The sequence below is a fragment of the Prevotella sp. HMSC073D09 genome (assembly GCF_001814145.1).
Classification (GTDB): domain Bacteria; phylum Bacteroidota; class Bacteroidia; order Bacteroidales; family Bacteroidaceae; genus Prevotella; species Prevotella conceptionensis.
Window position 1 is genome coordinate 33,946 of sequence record NZ_KV815118.1, and the last position, 14,898, is coordinate 48,843.

The 14,898-nt window shown below is 51.6% G+C and carries 17 protein-coding genes; all 17 read left to right on the forward strand.

Features of this window, described 5'->3' with window-relative positions; all coding sequences use genetic code 11:
• On the forward strand, nucleotides 1-191 hold a 191-nt coding region (locus HMPREF2955_RS16620; protein ID WP_210401310.1), incomplete at its 5' end, for a hypothetical protein.
• Entirely contained in the window at nucleotides 188-910 is a 723-nt protein-coding gene (gene fabG, locus HMPREF2955_RS10305) for a flexirubin biosynthesis SDR family reductase FlxB (protein WP_070723302.1), read from the forward strand. The genes HMPREF2955_RS16620 and fabG, both read left to right, overlap by 4 nt.
• 225 nt (nucleotides 911-1,135) lie before the next feature.
• On the forward strand, nucleotides 1,136-2,353 hold the full coding sequence (locus HMPREF2955_RS10310; protein ID WP_070723304.1) for a beta-ketoacyl-[acyl-carrier-protein] synthase family protein: 1,218 nt from the start codon (nucleotides 1,136-1,138) through the stop codon (nucleotides 2,351-2,353).
• Nucleotides 2,354-2,444: 91 nt separating this feature from the next.
• Nucleotides 2,445-3,017, forward strand: a complete 573-nt coding sequence (locus tag HMPREF2955_RS10315; RefSeq protein WP_070723306.1) for a hypothetical protein — start codon at nucleotides 2,445-2,447, stop codon at nucleotides 3,015-3,017.
• A 200-nt stretch (nucleotides 3,018-3,217) separates the two neighbouring features.
• On the forward strand, nucleotides 3,218-4,312 hold the full coding sequence (locus HMPREF2955_RS10320) for a FlxJ family methyltransferase (RefSeq protein ID WP_070723310.1): 1,095 nt from the start codon (nucleotides 3,218-3,220) through the stop codon (nucleotides 4,310-4,312).
• 97 nt (nucleotides 4,313-4,409) lie between these two features.
• Nucleotides 4,410-4,658, forward strand: coding sequence for an acyl carrier protein (locus HMPREF2955_RS10325; protein ID WP_070723311.1), 249 nt, complete (start codon nucleotides 4,410-4,412; stop codon nucleotides 4,656-4,658).
• Between the two features lie 24 nt (nucleotides 4,659-4,682).
• Nucleotides 4,683-5,585, forward strand: coding sequence for a lysophospholipid acyltransferase family protein (locus tag HMPREF2955_RS10330; protein WP_070723313.1), 903 nt, complete (start codon nucleotides 4,683-4,685; stop codon nucleotides 5,583-5,585).
• Nucleotides 5,543-5,998, forward strand: coding sequence for a hotdog family protein (locus tag HMPREF2955_RS10335; RefSeq protein ID WP_070723315.1), 456 nt, complete (start codon nucleotides 5,543-5,545; stop codon nucleotides 5,996-5,998). Before HMPREF2955_RS10330 ends, HMPREF2955_RS10335 begins: the two co-directional genes overlap by 43 nt.
• A 348-nt stretch (nucleotides 5,999-6,346) precedes the next feature.
• Nucleotides 6,347-6,763, forward strand: coding sequence for an acyl-CoA thioesterase (locus HMPREF2955_RS10340; RefSeq protein WP_070723318.1), 417 nt, complete (start codon nucleotides 6,347-6,349; stop codon nucleotides 6,761-6,763).
• Nucleotides 6,764-6,916: 153 nt separating this feature from the next.
• Nucleotides 6,917-8,677, forward strand: a complete 1,761-nt coding sequence (locus HMPREF2955_RS10345; protein ID WP_070723320.1) for a beta-ketoacyl synthase N-terminal-like domain-containing protein — start codon at nucleotides 6,917-6,919, stop codon at nucleotides 8,675-8,677.
• A gap of 96 nt (nucleotides 8,678-8,773) precedes the next feature.
• The gene (locus HMPREF2955_RS10350; RefSeq protein WP_070723322.1) at nucleotides 8,774-9,031 is read left to right on the forward strand and encodes a phosphopantetheine-binding protein; all 258 of its coding nucleotides are present in this window, start codon (nucleotides 8,774-8,776) and stop codon (nucleotides 9,029-9,031) included.
• Nucleotides 9,028-10,776 carry a beta-ketoacyl synthase N-terminal-like domain-containing protein gene (locus HMPREF2955_RS10355; protein ID WP_070723324.1) on the forward strand — a complete coding sequence of 583 codons (1,749 nt, stop codon included), beginning with the start codon at nucleotides 9,028-9,030 and terminating at the stop codon, nucleotides 10,774-10,776. The genes HMPREF2955_RS10350 and HMPREF2955_RS10355 overlap by 4 nt, the downstream gene beginning before the upstream one ends.
• Nucleotides 10,755-11,114 carry an EamA family transporter gene (locus HMPREF2955_RS10360; protein WP_070723326.1) on the forward strand — a complete coding sequence of 120 codons (360 nt, stop codon included), beginning with the start codon at nucleotides 10,755-10,757 and terminating at the stop codon, nucleotides 11,112-11,114. The genes HMPREF2955_RS10355 and HMPREF2955_RS10360 overlap by 22 nt, the downstream gene beginning before the upstream one ends.
• Nucleotides 11,115-11,369: 255 nt before the next feature.
• Nucleotides 11,370-11,996, forward strand: a complete 627-nt coding sequence (locus HMPREF2955_RS10365; protein WP_070723328.1) for a flexirubin biosynthesis/transport protein LolA2 — start codon at nucleotides 11,370-11,372, stop codon at nucleotides 11,994-11,996.
• 17 nt (nucleotides 11,997-12,013) lie between these two features.
• The gene (locus tag HMPREF2955_RS10370) at nucleotides 12,014-12,538 is read left to right on the forward strand and encodes a hypothetical protein (RefSeq protein ID WP_246830123.1); all 525 of its coding nucleotides are present in this window, start codon (nucleotides 12,014-12,016) and stop codon (nucleotides 12,536-12,538) included.
• A complete protein-coding gene (locus tag HMPREF2955_RS10375) occupies nucleotides 12,522-12,884 on the forward strand; it encodes an ApeI family dehydratase (RefSeq protein WP_070723330.1) in 363 nt (120 codons plus the stop codon). The genes HMPREF2955_RS10370 and HMPREF2955_RS10375 overlap by 17 nt, the downstream gene beginning before the upstream one ends.
• The gene (locus HMPREF2955_RS10380) at nucleotides 12,877-14,325 is read left to right on the forward strand and encodes a glycosyltransferase (protein WP_070723332.1); all 1,449 of its coding nucleotides are present in this window, start codon (nucleotides 12,877-12,879) and stop codon (nucleotides 14,323-14,325) included. The genes HMPREF2955_RS10375 and HMPREF2955_RS10380 overlap by 8 nt, the downstream gene beginning before the upstream one ends.
• Nucleotides 14,326-14,898 lie beyond the last annotated feature (573 nt).

Genomic DNA, 14,898 nt, shown 5'->3' on the forward strand with positions numbered 1-14,898 from the left:
CCTCTCCCCTTGGAGAGGGGCCGGGGGTGAGGCCGAGAGGGGCTGGGGGTGAGGCTGTTTTTCCGCCCTTCACTTTGAAAAATCTAATAATAAAAGCAAATAGTGGAATGATTTGCGAAAATATCCTTATCTTTGCAAGTTACAAGAGGGGCTTGTTATCCCTAAATTTACTGAAAAGAAACATCAGATGAAATATGCATTGATAACAGGAGCATCGCGCGGCATAGGCAGGGCCATAGCCTTTAAGTTGGCTAAGCAAGGCTATGCCGTGGTGATTAACTACCTACACAACGACGAAGCTGCACAACAAACACGCGATCAAATCGTGGCAGAAGGCGGACAAGCCGAGCTGTTGCGCTTTGATGTGGCGCAACCCAACGCCATAGAGCAGGCCGTGGAGCAATGGCAACAACGCCATCCCGACGAGTATATCGACGTGTTGGTGAACAATGCGGGCATACGTCGCGACAACCTGATGGTGTTTATGCAGAACGAAGAGTGGGAAAGCGTGTTGCAAACGTCGCTCAACGCCTTCTTCTACCTAACGCGCCGACTGCTGAAAGACATGCTTACCCATCGTCATGGGCGCATTGTAAACATCTCGTCCGTGTCGGGACTGAAAGGCATGGCTGGCCAAGTGAACTATTCGGCTGCTAAGGCCGCGCTTATCGGGGCCACAAAAGCTTTGGCACAAGAGGTGGCCGCACGTAACGTTACGGTAAACGCCGTGGCTCCCGGATTTGTAGAAAGCGACATGACGGGCGACTTAAACCAAGACGAACTGAAAAAACTCGTGCCCATGAAACGTTTTGGCAAGGCCGAAGAGGTGGCCGCGCTGGTGGCTTTCCTCGCTTCGGACGAGGCCGCATATATAACGGGCGAAACCATCGCCATTACGGGAGGATTGTAAGCGGCCTCACCCCCTGGCCCCTCTCCAAAGGGAGAGGGGAGTGATTAGCCTATTTAAACATGGGTGGCAATATGCCGAGATGCGTCCGCTAAGATGTTTAAAGCCGAAAGGTTTCTCTATGCAAGGGGCAGGTGATGACGACACGATACGAATAAACAAGGCACATCACGCCCCTCTCCCCTTGGAGAGGGGTTGGGGGTGGGCTTTCTTTAATATAAGAATGACATGCAAAAAAGAGTGGTAATAACAGGCATCGGCGTATGGGGATGCCTGGGAAAAAACACCGAAGAGACAACTGCTGCGCTGCGAGCAGGACAATCGGGCATCGGGATAGACGAGGCCCGACTTACCTATGGCTACCAAAGCGCATTGACGGGTATCGTTGAACGCCCCGTATTGAAGGGCTTGCTAGACCGGCGAACGCGTACGGGACTGCCCGAAGAGGGCGAATATGCCTTCATGGCTAGCCGCGAAGCCTTTGCCATGGCGGGCATCGACGACGACTTTCTGCTGGCCAACGAGGTGGGTTGCATCTTCGGCAACGACTCTTCTTCAACGCCCGTTATCGAGGCTGCGGCCATTATGAACGAGAAACACGACTCGCAACTGCTGGGTTCGGGCTACATCTTCCAGTCGATGAACTCGACGGTGACGATGAACCTAAGCACCATCTTCCACCTGCGCGGCATCAACTTCACCGTCAGTGCGGCGTGTGCCAGTGGCAGTCACGCTATCGGATTGGGCTACATGATGATAAAACAAGGGCTGCAAAACATGGTGCTGTGTGGCGGCGCACAAGAGGTTAACCTCTACTCGATGGCCACCTTCGATGCCCTTGGTGCCTTTTCTAAACGCATGGACGACCCGCAGAGTGCCTCGCGACCCTTCGACCGCGACCGCGACGGACTGATACCTAGCGGTGGTGCGGCTGCATTGGTACTCGAAGAATACGACCATGCCGTGGCTCGTGGTGCCACAATTCTGTGCGAAGTGGTGGGCTACGGCTTTTCGAGCAACGGCGGCGGCATATCGCAACCAAGCGATGAAGGGTCGGTTACGGCCATGACGCGTGCGCTGAACGATGCCAACTTGTCGCCTGCCGACATCGATTACGTTAATGCGCACGCCACGTCTACCCTGCAAGGCGACATGTTCGAGGCCATTGCGCTAGACAGATTGTTTGGCCAACACATGCCTTGGATTAGTTCTACCAAAGGCATGACGGGACACGAATGCTGGATGGCTGGCGCCAGCGAGGTGGTTTACTCCATCCTGATGATGCAAGGCGGCTTTGTGGCATCCAACGTGAACTTTGAAAACCCCGATGAACATTCGGCCAAACTGCGACTTGCCACACATCGCATCGACACACAAGTAAATACGGTGCTGAGCAATTCGTTCGGGTTCGGCGGCACCAACAGCGCACTTATCATTAAAAAATAGCAAGTAGCGCGCCCCACCCCACTCTGCCCCAACATGGCAGAGAAAGTACATTGGGCGCGCAGGCTTTGCACCAAACTTAACACCTATCGTTATGAAACATCTTATCGTGGCACTAGCCATGTTGGCCTTTGCACCAAAAGTTATGGCCGACAGCGACATGAACTTTATCAGAGGGAATGCCTGCATTGTTAACGACCAGCAAAAATGCGTGGTGGAAGTAGACTACTCGGACCTCAATATCGAGGGAAAGCCCTGCATGCAGTACTTGCAAGACAGGGGCGAAGAGAACGTACGCGACTGGAAAAGCGACATGGAACTGTGCGTAAGCCAGTTTGTGGAGAAATGGAACAAAGACAACAAAGGCGCACTGAAAGCCATTGCCGAAAAAGATGAGGGCACACCCTTGCGCCTTGTGGTGAAGATGAAACGCCTGCACCTGGGCATTACTGCGCTGGCCGTGGTTGTTGGTTTCGGTTCTGGCGATGCCCATCTGGCATGCGAAGTGGACATATACGATGGCAACAAGGAGATTACCAAACTTCGCATCGACGACCTTTCCAGTGGTAGCCAATACACCGAGAGCCAACGCTTGCGCGACATCTTTAAGAAACTGGCCGCGCGTTCGGTGAAGTGTCTCAAGAAAGCTTGTAAGAAACAGAAGTAAGTTCGTAGGGTTCCCCGACAGGCATTTCGTTCAGTTCTGGCGTGCTTAGGTTTGCAGGCCAGCGGCCTTATGCCTAACAACAGGCAGGTTTCCTTGCAAACGCCTCGCCCAAAGAGCATCAAAACCGTTGACCAACACATCAGCTTACGCCCCAAATCAGAAACTCATAAACTAGTAAACTCAGATACGTAGTACATTATATGCACCTCTTTCCCGCATTATCTAAGAAGTATTGCCACGAGCGCATGTCGGCCGGCGAGGCACAACGCATGGCCCAATTCATCGCTTGGGCGCCTATGGTGTTTCAGGTTTCGCGCCTCATGGTGAAGTTCGGCATACTCGACTTGCTGCGCGACAGCCACGACGGGCTGACGCAAGACGAGCTGGTGCAACGCACCAAGCTATCAACCTATGCCGTAAAGATACTTACCGAGGCATCGCTTTCGGCCGGCATCGTACTGGTGGACGAAGAAACAAGCCGTTTCTCGCTATCGAAAACGGGCTGGTTCTTGCTCACCGACGATTCTACACGCGTGAACATGGACTTCAACCACGATGTGAACTATCGCGGAATGTTCTTCTTAGAAGAGGCCTTGATGAACGAAAAGCCCGCGGGTTTGAAAACCCTTGGCAACTGGCCTACCATCTACGAGGGGCTATCGAAACTGCCCGAAGAGGTGCAGAAAAGCTGGTTTGGGTTCGACCACTTTTATAGTGACAACTCGTTTAGTCAAGCTTTGAACATCGTTTTTGCCCATAACCCACGCCAGTTGATGGACGTTGGCGGCAACACGGGCCGCTTTGCGCTACGCTGTGTGGCTCATTCGGCCGATGTAAACGTAACCATCGTGGACCTGCCTGGACAAATTGGCATGATGAAAAAAAACATCGAAGGCAAGGAAGGGGCCGAACGCATTGCCGACTATCCCACTGATTTGCTGGACAAGACAAACGAACTGCCCAAGGGAGAGTGGGATGTGATATGGATGAGTCAGTTTCTCGACTGCTTTTCGGAACCACAAATAGTGGCCATTCTGCAAAAGGCGGCTGCCGTGATGAATCCCAATACGCGCCTTTTCATTATGGAAACGTTTTGGGACAGGCAGCAATACGAAACCACAGCCCTATGCCTAACCATGACCAGTGTTTACTTTACGGCTATGGCCAACGGCAATTCGAAGATGTATCACAGCGAAGACATGGCCCGACTGATAGCTCAAGCAGGCCTGAAAGTGGTGACTACGCACGACGGAATAGGTCGTGGGCACAGCATTTTGGAGGTTTCGCTACCCTAACATGCAAGCTTGGGCACCGTTCGTGGCCGGGATTTCGCCCGCCAACACATGCCCAACGCCACAAACAACAAAAGAATATTAATTACACAATATAAATATGTCTAGACAAGAAATTGAAGAAAAAGTAAGAGAATTTCTCATTGAGGATTTGGAGATTGACGAAGAGAAGATTGTTCCCGAAGGAAAACTCAAAGACGACCTAGGCATCGACAGCCTAGACTTCGTTGACATTGTGGTTATCGTGGAAAAGAAGTTCGGATTTAAAATTAAACCCGAAGAAATGGCTGGTATAACCACCCTCAAACAATTCTGCGACTACATCGAAAGCAAGGTGAACAACGCCTAATCGCAATCTCCGTAAGGCTGATATATGGAATGGCAAGGCAGAACAGACGGCAACCGTTGGATGCAACAGCAATTGATAAATTGCTTTCGCTTCCTCTCCCTACACATCTATTATATGGGTGTGGCGGTAGTGGTGCCGTTCTATATGCTCTTCGGCAAGGGTTTTAAGCCCAGTTATGGGTTCTATCGCAAAAGGTTTGGATGGAATGTGCTGAAATCGTTTTGGTGGAGTTATAAGAACCACTTGCGCTTTGGACAGGTGATGATAGACCGCTTTGCACGATATGCAGGCAAGACCTTCGCCCTTACAACCGACAATATCGAGTTGTATAACGAACTGGAAGCGGGCGACGGTGCCTTTGTGATGCTGAGCGCACACGTGGGAAACTACGAGATGGGCGGCTATATGCTCACGGCTAAGCGCAAAAGTATGCACATGTTGGTGTTTGCGCAAGAGACGGAAACGGTGATGGAGAACCGCAAAAAGCAGTTCGGTCGAACCAATATCCGCATGATACCGGTTGACAATGGGATGAATCATCTCTTTGCCATCAACGAAGTGCTTACCACAGGACAGATATTAAGCCTTACAGCCGACAGGCGATTTGGTTCGGAGCGGTCGGTTGTTTGCCGTTTCTTCGGTGGCGATGCGCTTTTCCCCCTCGGTCCGTTTGCCACCATCGTGCAACGCGATGTGCCTACTTTGGTTGTACTGGTGGTTAAGACGGGCATCAAAAGCTACCGCGCCATACTTACTCGACTGCCGCTACCTCCTACCAACTTACCACGCAAAGAACGCATACAACAACTGGCACAAGCCTACGCCAACGAGTTGGAACGCGTGGTGAGACTGTATCCCGAACAATGGTTTAACTTCTTTAATATATGGACAACAACCACAAGCTCCTCGTCCGAACCGTCGACGTAAGCGAGCTTTTGCCCCAGCAACCGCCATTTGTAATGGTAGATAGCTTGCTGAGCTTTGACAACGACACCACCGTTTGCGGCTATTGCGTGCCAGAAGACGGCGTGTTTACCGACAACGGGCAACTCTGCGCCGCTGGATTGGTGGAGAACGTGGCACAAACTTGTGCTGCGCGACTGGGCTTTTACAATAAGTATGTGCTCAATCGGCCTGTTCAGTTGGGTTTCATCGGTGCCATTCGCAACTTCTGCGTGGCGCGTCTGCCTCGCGTTGGCCAACAACTCGTCACCACTATTCACGTGGAAGAAAACGTGATGGGCATGACTTTGGCCTCTGCAAAGGTGGAATGCGAAGGCGAAACGGTGGCTACTACGGAGATAAAGATTGCGTTGATTGAAACAGTAGTAAAGGAGTAGAGTAATAAGGAGTAAGTAATGGAGTAATAAGGAGGAAAGGAATAAGGAGGAAGGAGTAGAGTAGTAAGTAATAAGGAGAAAGGAGCGGAGGAGTAAGGAGGAAAGGAATAAGGAGGAGGGAGTAGAACAGAAAGGAATAAGGAGGAAGTAGCGAAGGAGTAAGGAGAAAAGTAATAAGCAGCTAGCTGCAAATAGTTTAGGCGACTATGATGTTACTCAGTGCCACTTCTTCAACCCAAAACCTCAATCATTCACGAACGCTACTGCTCAAAATTCCAAGCCCTAACTGCTACAGACTTAGCCATTTACTACTTACTACCCTACTACTTACTCCTAAAAAAGAAAAAAATGTCCCTTCAAGCATCCAAAGAAATAGAGATAAGGTTTAGCGAAGTAGACTCGATGAACGTGGTGTGGCATGGTTCGTACGCCCTTTACTTCGAGGATGCACGCGAGGCTTTCGGTGCCAAATACGGCCTGGAATACCTCACCATTGCCGACAATGGCTACTACGCACCGCTAGTTGAGCTGACGTTTAAGTATCGGCAGCCCATCGTTTACGGCATGAAATGCCGCATCGACATATTCTATGTGCCCACCGAAGCGGCTAAAATCGTGTTCGATTACGAGATAAGGCGTAGCGAAGACAACGCGCTGATGGCCACAGGTCATAGCGTGCAGGCTTTCATGAACAAGCAATATCAGCTGGAATGGTACCGTCCGCCCTTCTATCAAGAGTGGCAAGAGCGATGGAAAGTGGTGTAAGGGGGTAGTTAGTGGTAAGGAGTAAGTAGTAAGGAGGAGTAAGAAATAAGTAGTAAGTGGTAAGTAATAGGTTGCTAGGAGCAGGCAGTAAGGAGTAAGTAAACCACCTCACACCTTATATATATAAGCAAAGAAGACGCAATATAAGCAAAGATGACGCATTGCATTGCACACAACATATCGTCGCCCTTGGGCTGGACGAGCGAAGAGAACTTCGCCGCCGTGCTGCAAGGGCGCACAAAACTAACCACCCACAAGGGCAAATGGGCACTGCCGCAAAGCTTTGTGGCATCTCTCTTCGACGACAACGCCGTGGAGGAACGTTTCAACAGCCACGTGGGTGATGTGGGTTTGGCCCTCTCGCGCTTTGAGATGCTCGTCGTATTGTCTGTAAAACAGGCCGCCGAACAAGCCCAAATCAACCTCAGCAGCAGCGATGTGGGCATCGTCCTTGCAACAACGAAAGGCAATGTAGAGTTGCTTTCGCCCACCAATCAGCCCCACATTCCGCGCCAACGCATGCTCATAGGTCCCTCGGCAGCGGCCATTGCCCACGCATTGGGCAGCCCAAACATGCCCCATGTTGTGTGCAACGCCTGCATTTCGGGAGCTCACGCCCTACTCTTTGCCCATCGTCTGTTGGAGATGGGGCTGTATCGGCAGGTTGTTGTGTGCGGTTGCGATGTGCAATCGGCCTTCATCGTGTCGGGCTTTCAGTCGTTCAAGGCCTTCTCGCAAGCGCCTTGCAAACCCTTCGATCTCTATCGCGACGGACTGAACCTCGGCGAATCGGCAGCAACGATGATACTATCGACCACTGAACCAACAACCCAACGTGCATGGCACATCGTGGGCGGAGCCGTCAGAAACGATGCTTACCACATTTCAAGTCCCTCGAAAAAGGGCGAAGGATGCTTTCGGGCGTTGGTGGCAACGGGCGTAAACGATGCCGAGAACATCGCTTTCGTCAGCGCACACGGCACTGCCACGCCCTATAACGACGAGATGGAGGCCAAGGCTTTGCATCGGGCTGGGCTATCGGCTGTACCCGTTAACGCCCTTAAAGGCATTTACGGACACACGATGGGCGCCGCTGGCGTGCTAGAAACCATCCTTTCGATGATGTCTATCGAAGACGGAACAGTGCTACCCACCATCGGTTTCAGCGAGTTAGGGGTAAGCAAACCCCTGCTTATCAGCGCGCAAGCGCAGCCCACAAGTAAACGTTCGTTCGTTAAAATGCTGTCGGGCTTTGGCGGATGCAACGTTGCCATGAGGTGGCAATGGGGCGAAAACACGGCCAACGGCAACGAAACGCAGGGCCAAAGCAAGGCACTGCCCACGCTTACACCGCTCCGCCGCGTGCAAATTACGCCACAAGAAGTGCAGATCGACGGCCACACACTGGCCATCGACAACCCAAACGGCGCGCTACTCACAGCCATCTACAAGCAATGGGCCAACGATTACCCCAAGTTTTACAAGATGGACGGCCTTAGCAGGCTGGCTTTCGTGGCAGGCGAACTGCTCACCAAGGGCGCAGAAGGACTGCCAAGCATGGCGTTAGACGATAACGCAGCCATCGTTTTCGTAGGAAACAGCGGCTCGTTGGCCAGCGACATCAAGTATCAAGGCACCATTCAGCAAGCCGACAACTTTTTCCCCTCGCCTGCTCACTTTGTCTACACCCTGCCAAACATCGCCACTGGCGAACTGGCCATACGCCATAACGTGCACGGCGAAACGGCTTTCCTCATCGCATCGCAACCCCACGAGGCGCAAATGGGCACCTTGTTGCAGTCGGCCGCAATGGACGGGGAAACCAAACAAGTGGTAGGCGGATGGCTGGAATACGAAGACGACACCCACTTTGAAGTGCAAATAACATTATATAATGTGGAGCGTGGCGCATAAAAAAAACACGCCAACACCCTGCAAAGGCAAACAAGTAAGCATAAAACAGACGGCGCATAGCACAGCACTTGCGCCCAAACATAACGACAATACAAAATGGAAGAACTGAAAGAAGCCTTGAAAAAGCAAATAATCGAGGCCTTATCGCTAGAAGACATGCGCCCCGAAGACATCGACGATGCCGCTCCTTTGTTCGGCGACGGACTGGGATTAGACTCTATCGACGCGCTAGAACTCATCGTATTGATGGAGAAACAATACGGCATTCGCCTGAACAACCCTGCTGAAGGTAAAGAAATCTTGGCCTCGGTGAACACGATGGCCGAGTATATAGAAAAGAATCGCACGAAATGATTGTTGTTACAGGAACGGGAATTGTATCGGCTATCGGCACAAACACGACAGAAGTGGCGCGTGCATTGTTGGCCGACATCAGCGGCATTGCACCAGTTCGCTTTCTAGAAACCCAACATCGGCAGATGCCCGTGGGCGAAGTAAAGCTTTCTAACGAGCAGTTGGCCCAGCGGTTGGGCGTTCCTTACACGGCAAGCACCTCGCGAACGATGCTCCTTGGCACGCTAGCTTTGCGCGAGGCACTGGCCACAGCCGGCATCAACAGCGAGCAATTGGCGGATGTTGCCCTAGTTTCGGGCACCACAGTTGCCGATATGGACTGCGTTGAACGCCACTTCAACGCGGCCCAAAGCAACAATGCGCTGGGCGATTGCGGCCGCTCTACCCAAGAAATGGTGCAGAACGTAGGCCCGTTCGGTTACGTAACAACATGCAGCACGGCCTGTTCGTCGGCCGCAAACGCCTTTATCCTAGGGGCAAACCTCTTGCGTTCGGGGCGTTTCAAGCAAGTCGTTGTGGGCGGAACAGAATGCCTTTCGCGCTTTCATTTCAATGGATTTAGGTCGCTGATGATACTCGATGGCGAGCCTTGTCGACCCTTCGACGACACTCGCGCAGGACTAAACCTAGGCGAAGGAGCAGCATTCGTGGTGCTCGAAACGGCCGAACATGCCGCCCAACGCGGCGTAGAGGTCTTGGCAGAGCTTAGCGGATGGGGCAACGCTTGCGATGCTTTCCACCAAACAGCCTCGTCAGACGATGGCATAGGGGCCGTACTTTCCATGCGACAAGCCTTGAAAAGGGCCGCTTTGCAGCCTGCCGACATCGACTACGTGAACGCTCACGGCACAGGAACCCCCAACAATGATGCCAGCGAAAGCGCGGCTTTGCACAGCGTTTTCGGCGAAGAGGTACCTCCCGTGTCGTCTACTAAGTCGCGAACAGGCCATACCACCAGTGCATCTGGCAGCATCGAGGCCGTTATTTGCCTGTTGGCCATGCGCCAAGGCTTTATCCCTAGCAACCTCAATTGGCAGCATGCTATGGCCGACGGCATCGTTCCTGTGGCACAAACGCTGCACCAACAGCACCTGCGGCATGTGCTTTGCAACTCGTTTGGCTTTGGCGGAAACGACACATCGCTCGTGTTTTCGGCACCATCTACAAGCAACACGCCATTGCAAACGCCGCCATTACGCCCCGTATATGTTAAAACGGTGGTGAAGTTTGCCGACATTCCTGAAACCGAATGGCCACGCATCCCGCCGTTAGTGGCACGCCGTTTGAGCGGTGTTCTGCGGCGCGCGCTGCTCACTTCGCTTGTAACCTTAAAGCGTGCAGGCATCGAACAGCCGCAAGCCATCGTTACGGGCACGGCTCTTGGCTGCGTAGAAGAGACCGAGAAGTTTCTTCGCGAACTGGCTAACGATGGCGAGGGGAGTTTGAAACCCACCAATTTCATCCACTCAACGCACAACACCATCAGCAGTCTTATTGCCATTCACACCCATTGTCATGGTTATAACAGCACCTATGCACACGGGCAACGCTCGTTGGAGAGTGCACTAACCGATGCTTGGTTGCAAATTGCCCTGGGCGATTTGGAAACGGCTTTGGTGGGATGGCACGATGAAGAAGGGCAAACGGCTCTTTCGATGGTACTTACAAACGAAGCGGATGGGGCGGAACGCGCCCTCAATTCGCTTGAAGACGTTAGGCAACTATGTTCAAATTACTCGCATTAGCCCTCGTGCAATCGGCCTTATTGGCTGCCGTACAGGTTACATTAAAGCTGTCTTTACAGCAGATTGGTGCCTTTTCGTGGTCGTGGGCGTTCTTCGCTCGCGCCCTCACCTGCGTTTGGTTCGCGCTTTGCGGTATATGCTACGCCCTTTCAACGGTGTTGTGGCTCTACATCTTAAAGCACTATCCGCTAAGTCAGGCCTATCCGCTGATAAGTCTTAGCTATGTAATGGGCATGCTTGCTGCCGTGTTTGTCTTTCACGAGGCTGTTCCGTTGGTCCGCTGGTTGGGCGTAGGACTTATCATGGCAGGCGTGGTGATGGTGAGTTATCAGGGATGAAAAGTCAGGAGTTAAGGAGTTATGGAGTTAAGGAGTTAAGCCAATAGCCTAGATGGCGCAGCCATTTTTTCACCTTTTCACCTTTTAAAGGGCGCAGCCATTCTTTCACTCTTTCACCTTTTCACCCTTTCACCTTTAAGGAGTTAAGCCAAATGCTTTGTTGCAGAGGGGCTAACTACCTTGTTAACTCGCCAACTTATCACCTTGCCAACTTGTCAACTAATAATTGTAAATAAGCCCATAAATTCAATTGATATGAACTATATATTATCCATAATATTACTTTTCGCATCATTAATAGGCCATGCGCAAACCGCGGTAAGCGGCGCAAAGGCCGATGAGATGATGCAGAAAGTGGGCGAAGTAGCCCAGAAAACGAAGAGTTTGCAGTGCTCGTTCACCCAAACGAAGACACTGAAAATGCTTAGTCAGAAGATGGTTTCTAAGGGAAGGATGTGTTACAGTCAGCCTTCCAAGTTGCGTTGGCAGTACACTTCGCCCTACCAATACACCTTTATCCTTAACGGAACGAAGGTGCTGATGAAGAGCGCGCAACGCAAAGACGTGGTAGATGCGGCCAAGAACAAGGTGTTTCGCGAGATAACGGGCATCATGCTCAGCAGCGTTACGGGCGAATGCCTTACAGACAAGCAGCGGTTTAAAACGCAGATGTTTGTTGATGGCGACAAATGGATTGCCCAACTAACACCGCTTAAAAAGGAAATGAAACAGATGTTCAGCCTCCTTGTCATCACTTTCGACAGCAAACAGCTTATCGCAACAACCGTTGAGATGCGCGAAAAGGGTGGCGACAACACCCGCATAGAACTGCATCAGGTGAAGAAAAACGCCGCAGTGAGCGACGAGGAGTTTAAGATTTAAGGCCACTGTATGCTTTCTTGAGCCTTCTAGGCGGCCAAGCCCTTGTAGATGTTCAAGGCGTTTCAGGCATTCTAGCCTTGCTCCCACTCGGTTCATTCGCCCCATCTGTCCCAATAAATCCCATCCCGCTAATTCATCAAGCCATGCGCACCCTAACCCTTTACATCGTTTTGTTATGGCTCTCCGCCACTTCGCTTTCGGCTCAAGGTCGGCGATGGAACGTAGAGTTAAGCTTTAAAAAGGCCGCCATAACAGGCCTTTGCATCATCGATACCGTGGAACAACAGCCACGCGGAGCCATCCTTAACGAGTTCGGTATAAAGATGGTAGACTTTGTTTGCATGCCCAACGGCAAGGTAAAGCTATATAATCTGGTGCCCATGCTCAACAAATGGTACATACGCCGCGTGCTGCGCCACGACTTACAACAAATCGTTCCGCAACTGGTTACGCGCGATTCGTTGACATACGAAAACCCAAAACGCCACATTACCTACCGCTTTAAACCCCTTAAACCTACAGAAGATGAAACTGAAAGATAACTTTTACACCATTGAGAACGCCACACACGATGCCGACAAGCACGTTTACGGTGTGCGGCTCAACCCCAACCACGCCATCTACGCGGCGCATTTCCCCGGCAATCCCATCACGCCAGGAGCCTGCACGCTGCAAATGGTGGGCGAGTTGGCCGAAGAAGTGGTGGGCAAACCCTTACAACTAAGCTGTGCAAAGAACGTGAAATACCTTGCCCCACTTACCCCAACAGACTCGCCCTGCCCCACTTTCGCTCTGAACATACGATGCGAAGGCAACACTTGGCTAGTGAAAGCCGAGGTGAAAAACAACGAACACGTGTTTGCCAAACTGTCTTTGGTGTATGAATAACTACCGCGTATGCGTGGTGATACCCACTTATAACAATGCCACCACGCTGGTCAGCGTGGTGCGCGGAGTGGCCGAACACACGCCAAACATCATCGTGGTGAACGACGGAAGTACCGACGACACCGCCCAACTGCTTGCAACGCATTTCCCCGAACTATGCGTTGTTACCCACACACGCAATCGCGGTAAGGGCGCAGCCCTGCTCAGCGCATTTAAACAAGCGCAAAACATGGGCTATACGCACGCCATCACCATCGATGCAGATGGGCAACACGCACCTGCCGACCTGTCTTTGTTCTTCAAAGCCATACACCAAGCACCCAATGCCATTGTGGTGGGCAACCGCTTTGATGCCGATAAGTTTTCGGAAACCAACAATCGCAACATGAATGGGCAGAGTAAGTTTGCCAATAAGTTCAGCAACTTTTGGTTTGCGCTGCAAACAGGTAGGCGCTTACCCGACACGCAAACAGGCTTTCGCGCCTACCCTTTGCGCCTGTTGCGCTGGTTGCCCTTGGTAACAAACCGATACGAGAGCGAGCTTGCCTTGCTGGTGTTTGCCGCTTGGCACAACGTGCGCACCATTTCAATCCCCATCAACGTGCATTATCCGCCACGCGAAGAGCGCGTTAGCCACTTCCGCCCAGGCGTAGACTTCGCCCGAATAAGTCTGCTCAACACCTTCCTCACCTTCTTCGCCATCGTCTATGCCCTGCCGCGTAAGCTTTTGCGCGTGGTTTGCACGGCAGGCGTGTTGCTGCTGATGTTCGTGTTGATGTTCTTTTTGCAGATAGGCATGCTGATTTATTTTCTGTCGCATCGCGTAAGCGAAACCGAACGCCTGCGTTTTCATGCCCTTATACAGCGCATCGCCCGCACACTGCTGCGCCTTTTGCCAGGCATAAAAACGCGTTTCGACAACCCCACGGGCGAAGACTTCGCGCAACCTTCCATCATTATCAGCAACCACCAAAGCCACCTCGACCTGCTTTGCATCCTTGCGCTAACGCCGCGCATGGTGATACTCACCAAGCGGTGGGTGTGGTACAATCCGCTGTATGCCGTTGCCATACGTTTTGCCGAGTATTTGCCCGTTACGCGCAACATCGAAGACAACGAACAGCGCATTGCCCACCTTGTTAAGCGCGGATATAGCGTGATGTTGTTCCCCGAAGGCACGCGTTCGGCCTCGCTCAAAGTGCAACGTTTTCATCAAGGTGCCTTTTATTTAGCCAAACGCTTTCAGTTAGACATTGTGCCCGTGTTGCTCTACGGCACGGGGCATGTGCTTAACAAGCGCGCCCGAACGCTATCTTCTGGCGACATCGTGGTAAGCATCATGCGCCGAACGGCGTTATCAGCGTTTGATAAGGACATAACACCAAGAGAATTGGCACGGCATTTTAGGAAAATGTATGCTGAAGAATTGGAGAGATATTGATGCAAACAGGCGGGCGATGGCGTATTATAACAAAAGTGTTATTCGCTTATATTGAAGTTGTATTGACCTTTAAATTGAAAGGGGGGTATAATCAGAACTGGCCGGACCGGTTGGACTTGTCCGTTGTATTGACCTTTAATTTGAAAGGGCTGTATAATCTTTGTGCCGCAAAACCATGATAAACACCTCTCTTATGTACAAAGTACTGCACTAAGACACGATAAAAATCTGAAATGCTGCCCCATTCGTCTGTGTCAGAAAATGGTTGTCTCTCAAAAAAGGAGTCTAGGCAATAGTTATTCAATTCATTTTCCACAAGTTGAAAACTGGCGGTCAACTCCATCTTACTTCTGCTTTTCCATGATGTTGTTTCCGCAGCCCGTGAGCAGTATGCCCAGCAACCCCTCACACGGGTGGCCGTAAGCGTACGTGTTTTCGGTGCAGTTGCCATGCGTTTGTATACGGGATAATCGTCTTTTGTCTATTATTCCGCCAGAAATTTAACACGATAAGTGCCCTTTTTATCCACCAATCGCCTTCCTTGCCGCAAAAAATCGATTCTCGCGAAGGTTT

Coding starts and splice junctions, on each gene's coding strand:
- fabG (WP_070723302.1), top strand. CDS start 188: ATGAAATATGCATTGATAACAGGAGCATCGCGCGGCATAGGCAGGGCC.
- HMPREF2955_RS10310 (WP_070723304.1), top strand. CDS start 1,136: ATGCAAAAAAGAGTGGTAATAACAGGCATCGGCGTATGGGGATGCCTG.
- HMPREF2955_RS10315 (WP_070723306.1), top strand. CDS start 2,445: ATGAAACATCTTATCGTGGCACTAGCCATGTTGGCCTTTGCACCAAAA.
- HMPREF2955_RS10320 (WP_070723310.1), top strand. CDS start 3,218: ATGCACCTCTTTCCCGCATTATCTAAGAAGTATTGCCACGAGCGCATG.
- HMPREF2955_RS10325 (WP_070723311.1), top strand. CDS start 4,410: ATGTCTAGACAAGAAATTGAAGAAAAAGTAAGAGAATTTCTCATTGAG.
- HMPREF2955_RS10330 (WP_070723313.1), top strand. CDS start 4,683: ATGGAATGGCAAGGCAGAACAGACGGCAACCGTTGGATGCAACAGCAA.
- HMPREF2955_RS10335 (WP_070723315.1), top strand. CDS start 5,543: ATGGACAACAACCACAAGCTCCTCGTCCGAACCGTCGACGTAAGCGAG.
- HMPREF2955_RS10340 (WP_070723318.1), top strand. CDS start 6,347: ATGTCCCTTCAAGCATCCAAAGAAATAGAGATAAGGTTTAGCGAAGTA.
- HMPREF2955_RS10345 (WP_070723320.1), top strand. CDS start 6,917: ATGACGCATTGCATTGCACACAACATATCGTCGCCCTTGGGCTGGACG.
- HMPREF2955_RS10350 (WP_070723322.1), top strand. CDS start 8,774: ATGGAAGAACTGAAAGAAGCCTTGAAAAAGCAAATAATCGAGGCCTTA.
- HMPREF2955_RS10355 (WP_070723324.1), top strand. CDS start 9,028: ATGATTGTTGTTACAGGAACGGGAATTGTATCGGCTATCGGCACAAAC.
- HMPREF2955_RS10360 (WP_070723326.1), top strand. CDS start 10,755: ATGTTCAAATTACTCGCATTAGCCCTCGTGCAATCGGCCTTATTGGCT.
- HMPREF2955_RS10365 (WP_070723328.1), top strand. CDS start 11,370: ATGAACTATATATTATCCATAATATTACTTTTCGCATCATTAATAGGC.
- HMPREF2955_RS10375 (WP_070723330.1), top strand. CDS start 12,522: ATGAAACTGAAAGATAACTTTTACACCATTGAGAACGCCACACACGAT.
- HMPREF2955_RS10380 (WP_070723332.1), top strand. CDS start 12,877: ATGAATAACTACCGCGTATGCGTGGTGATACCCACTTATAACAATGCC.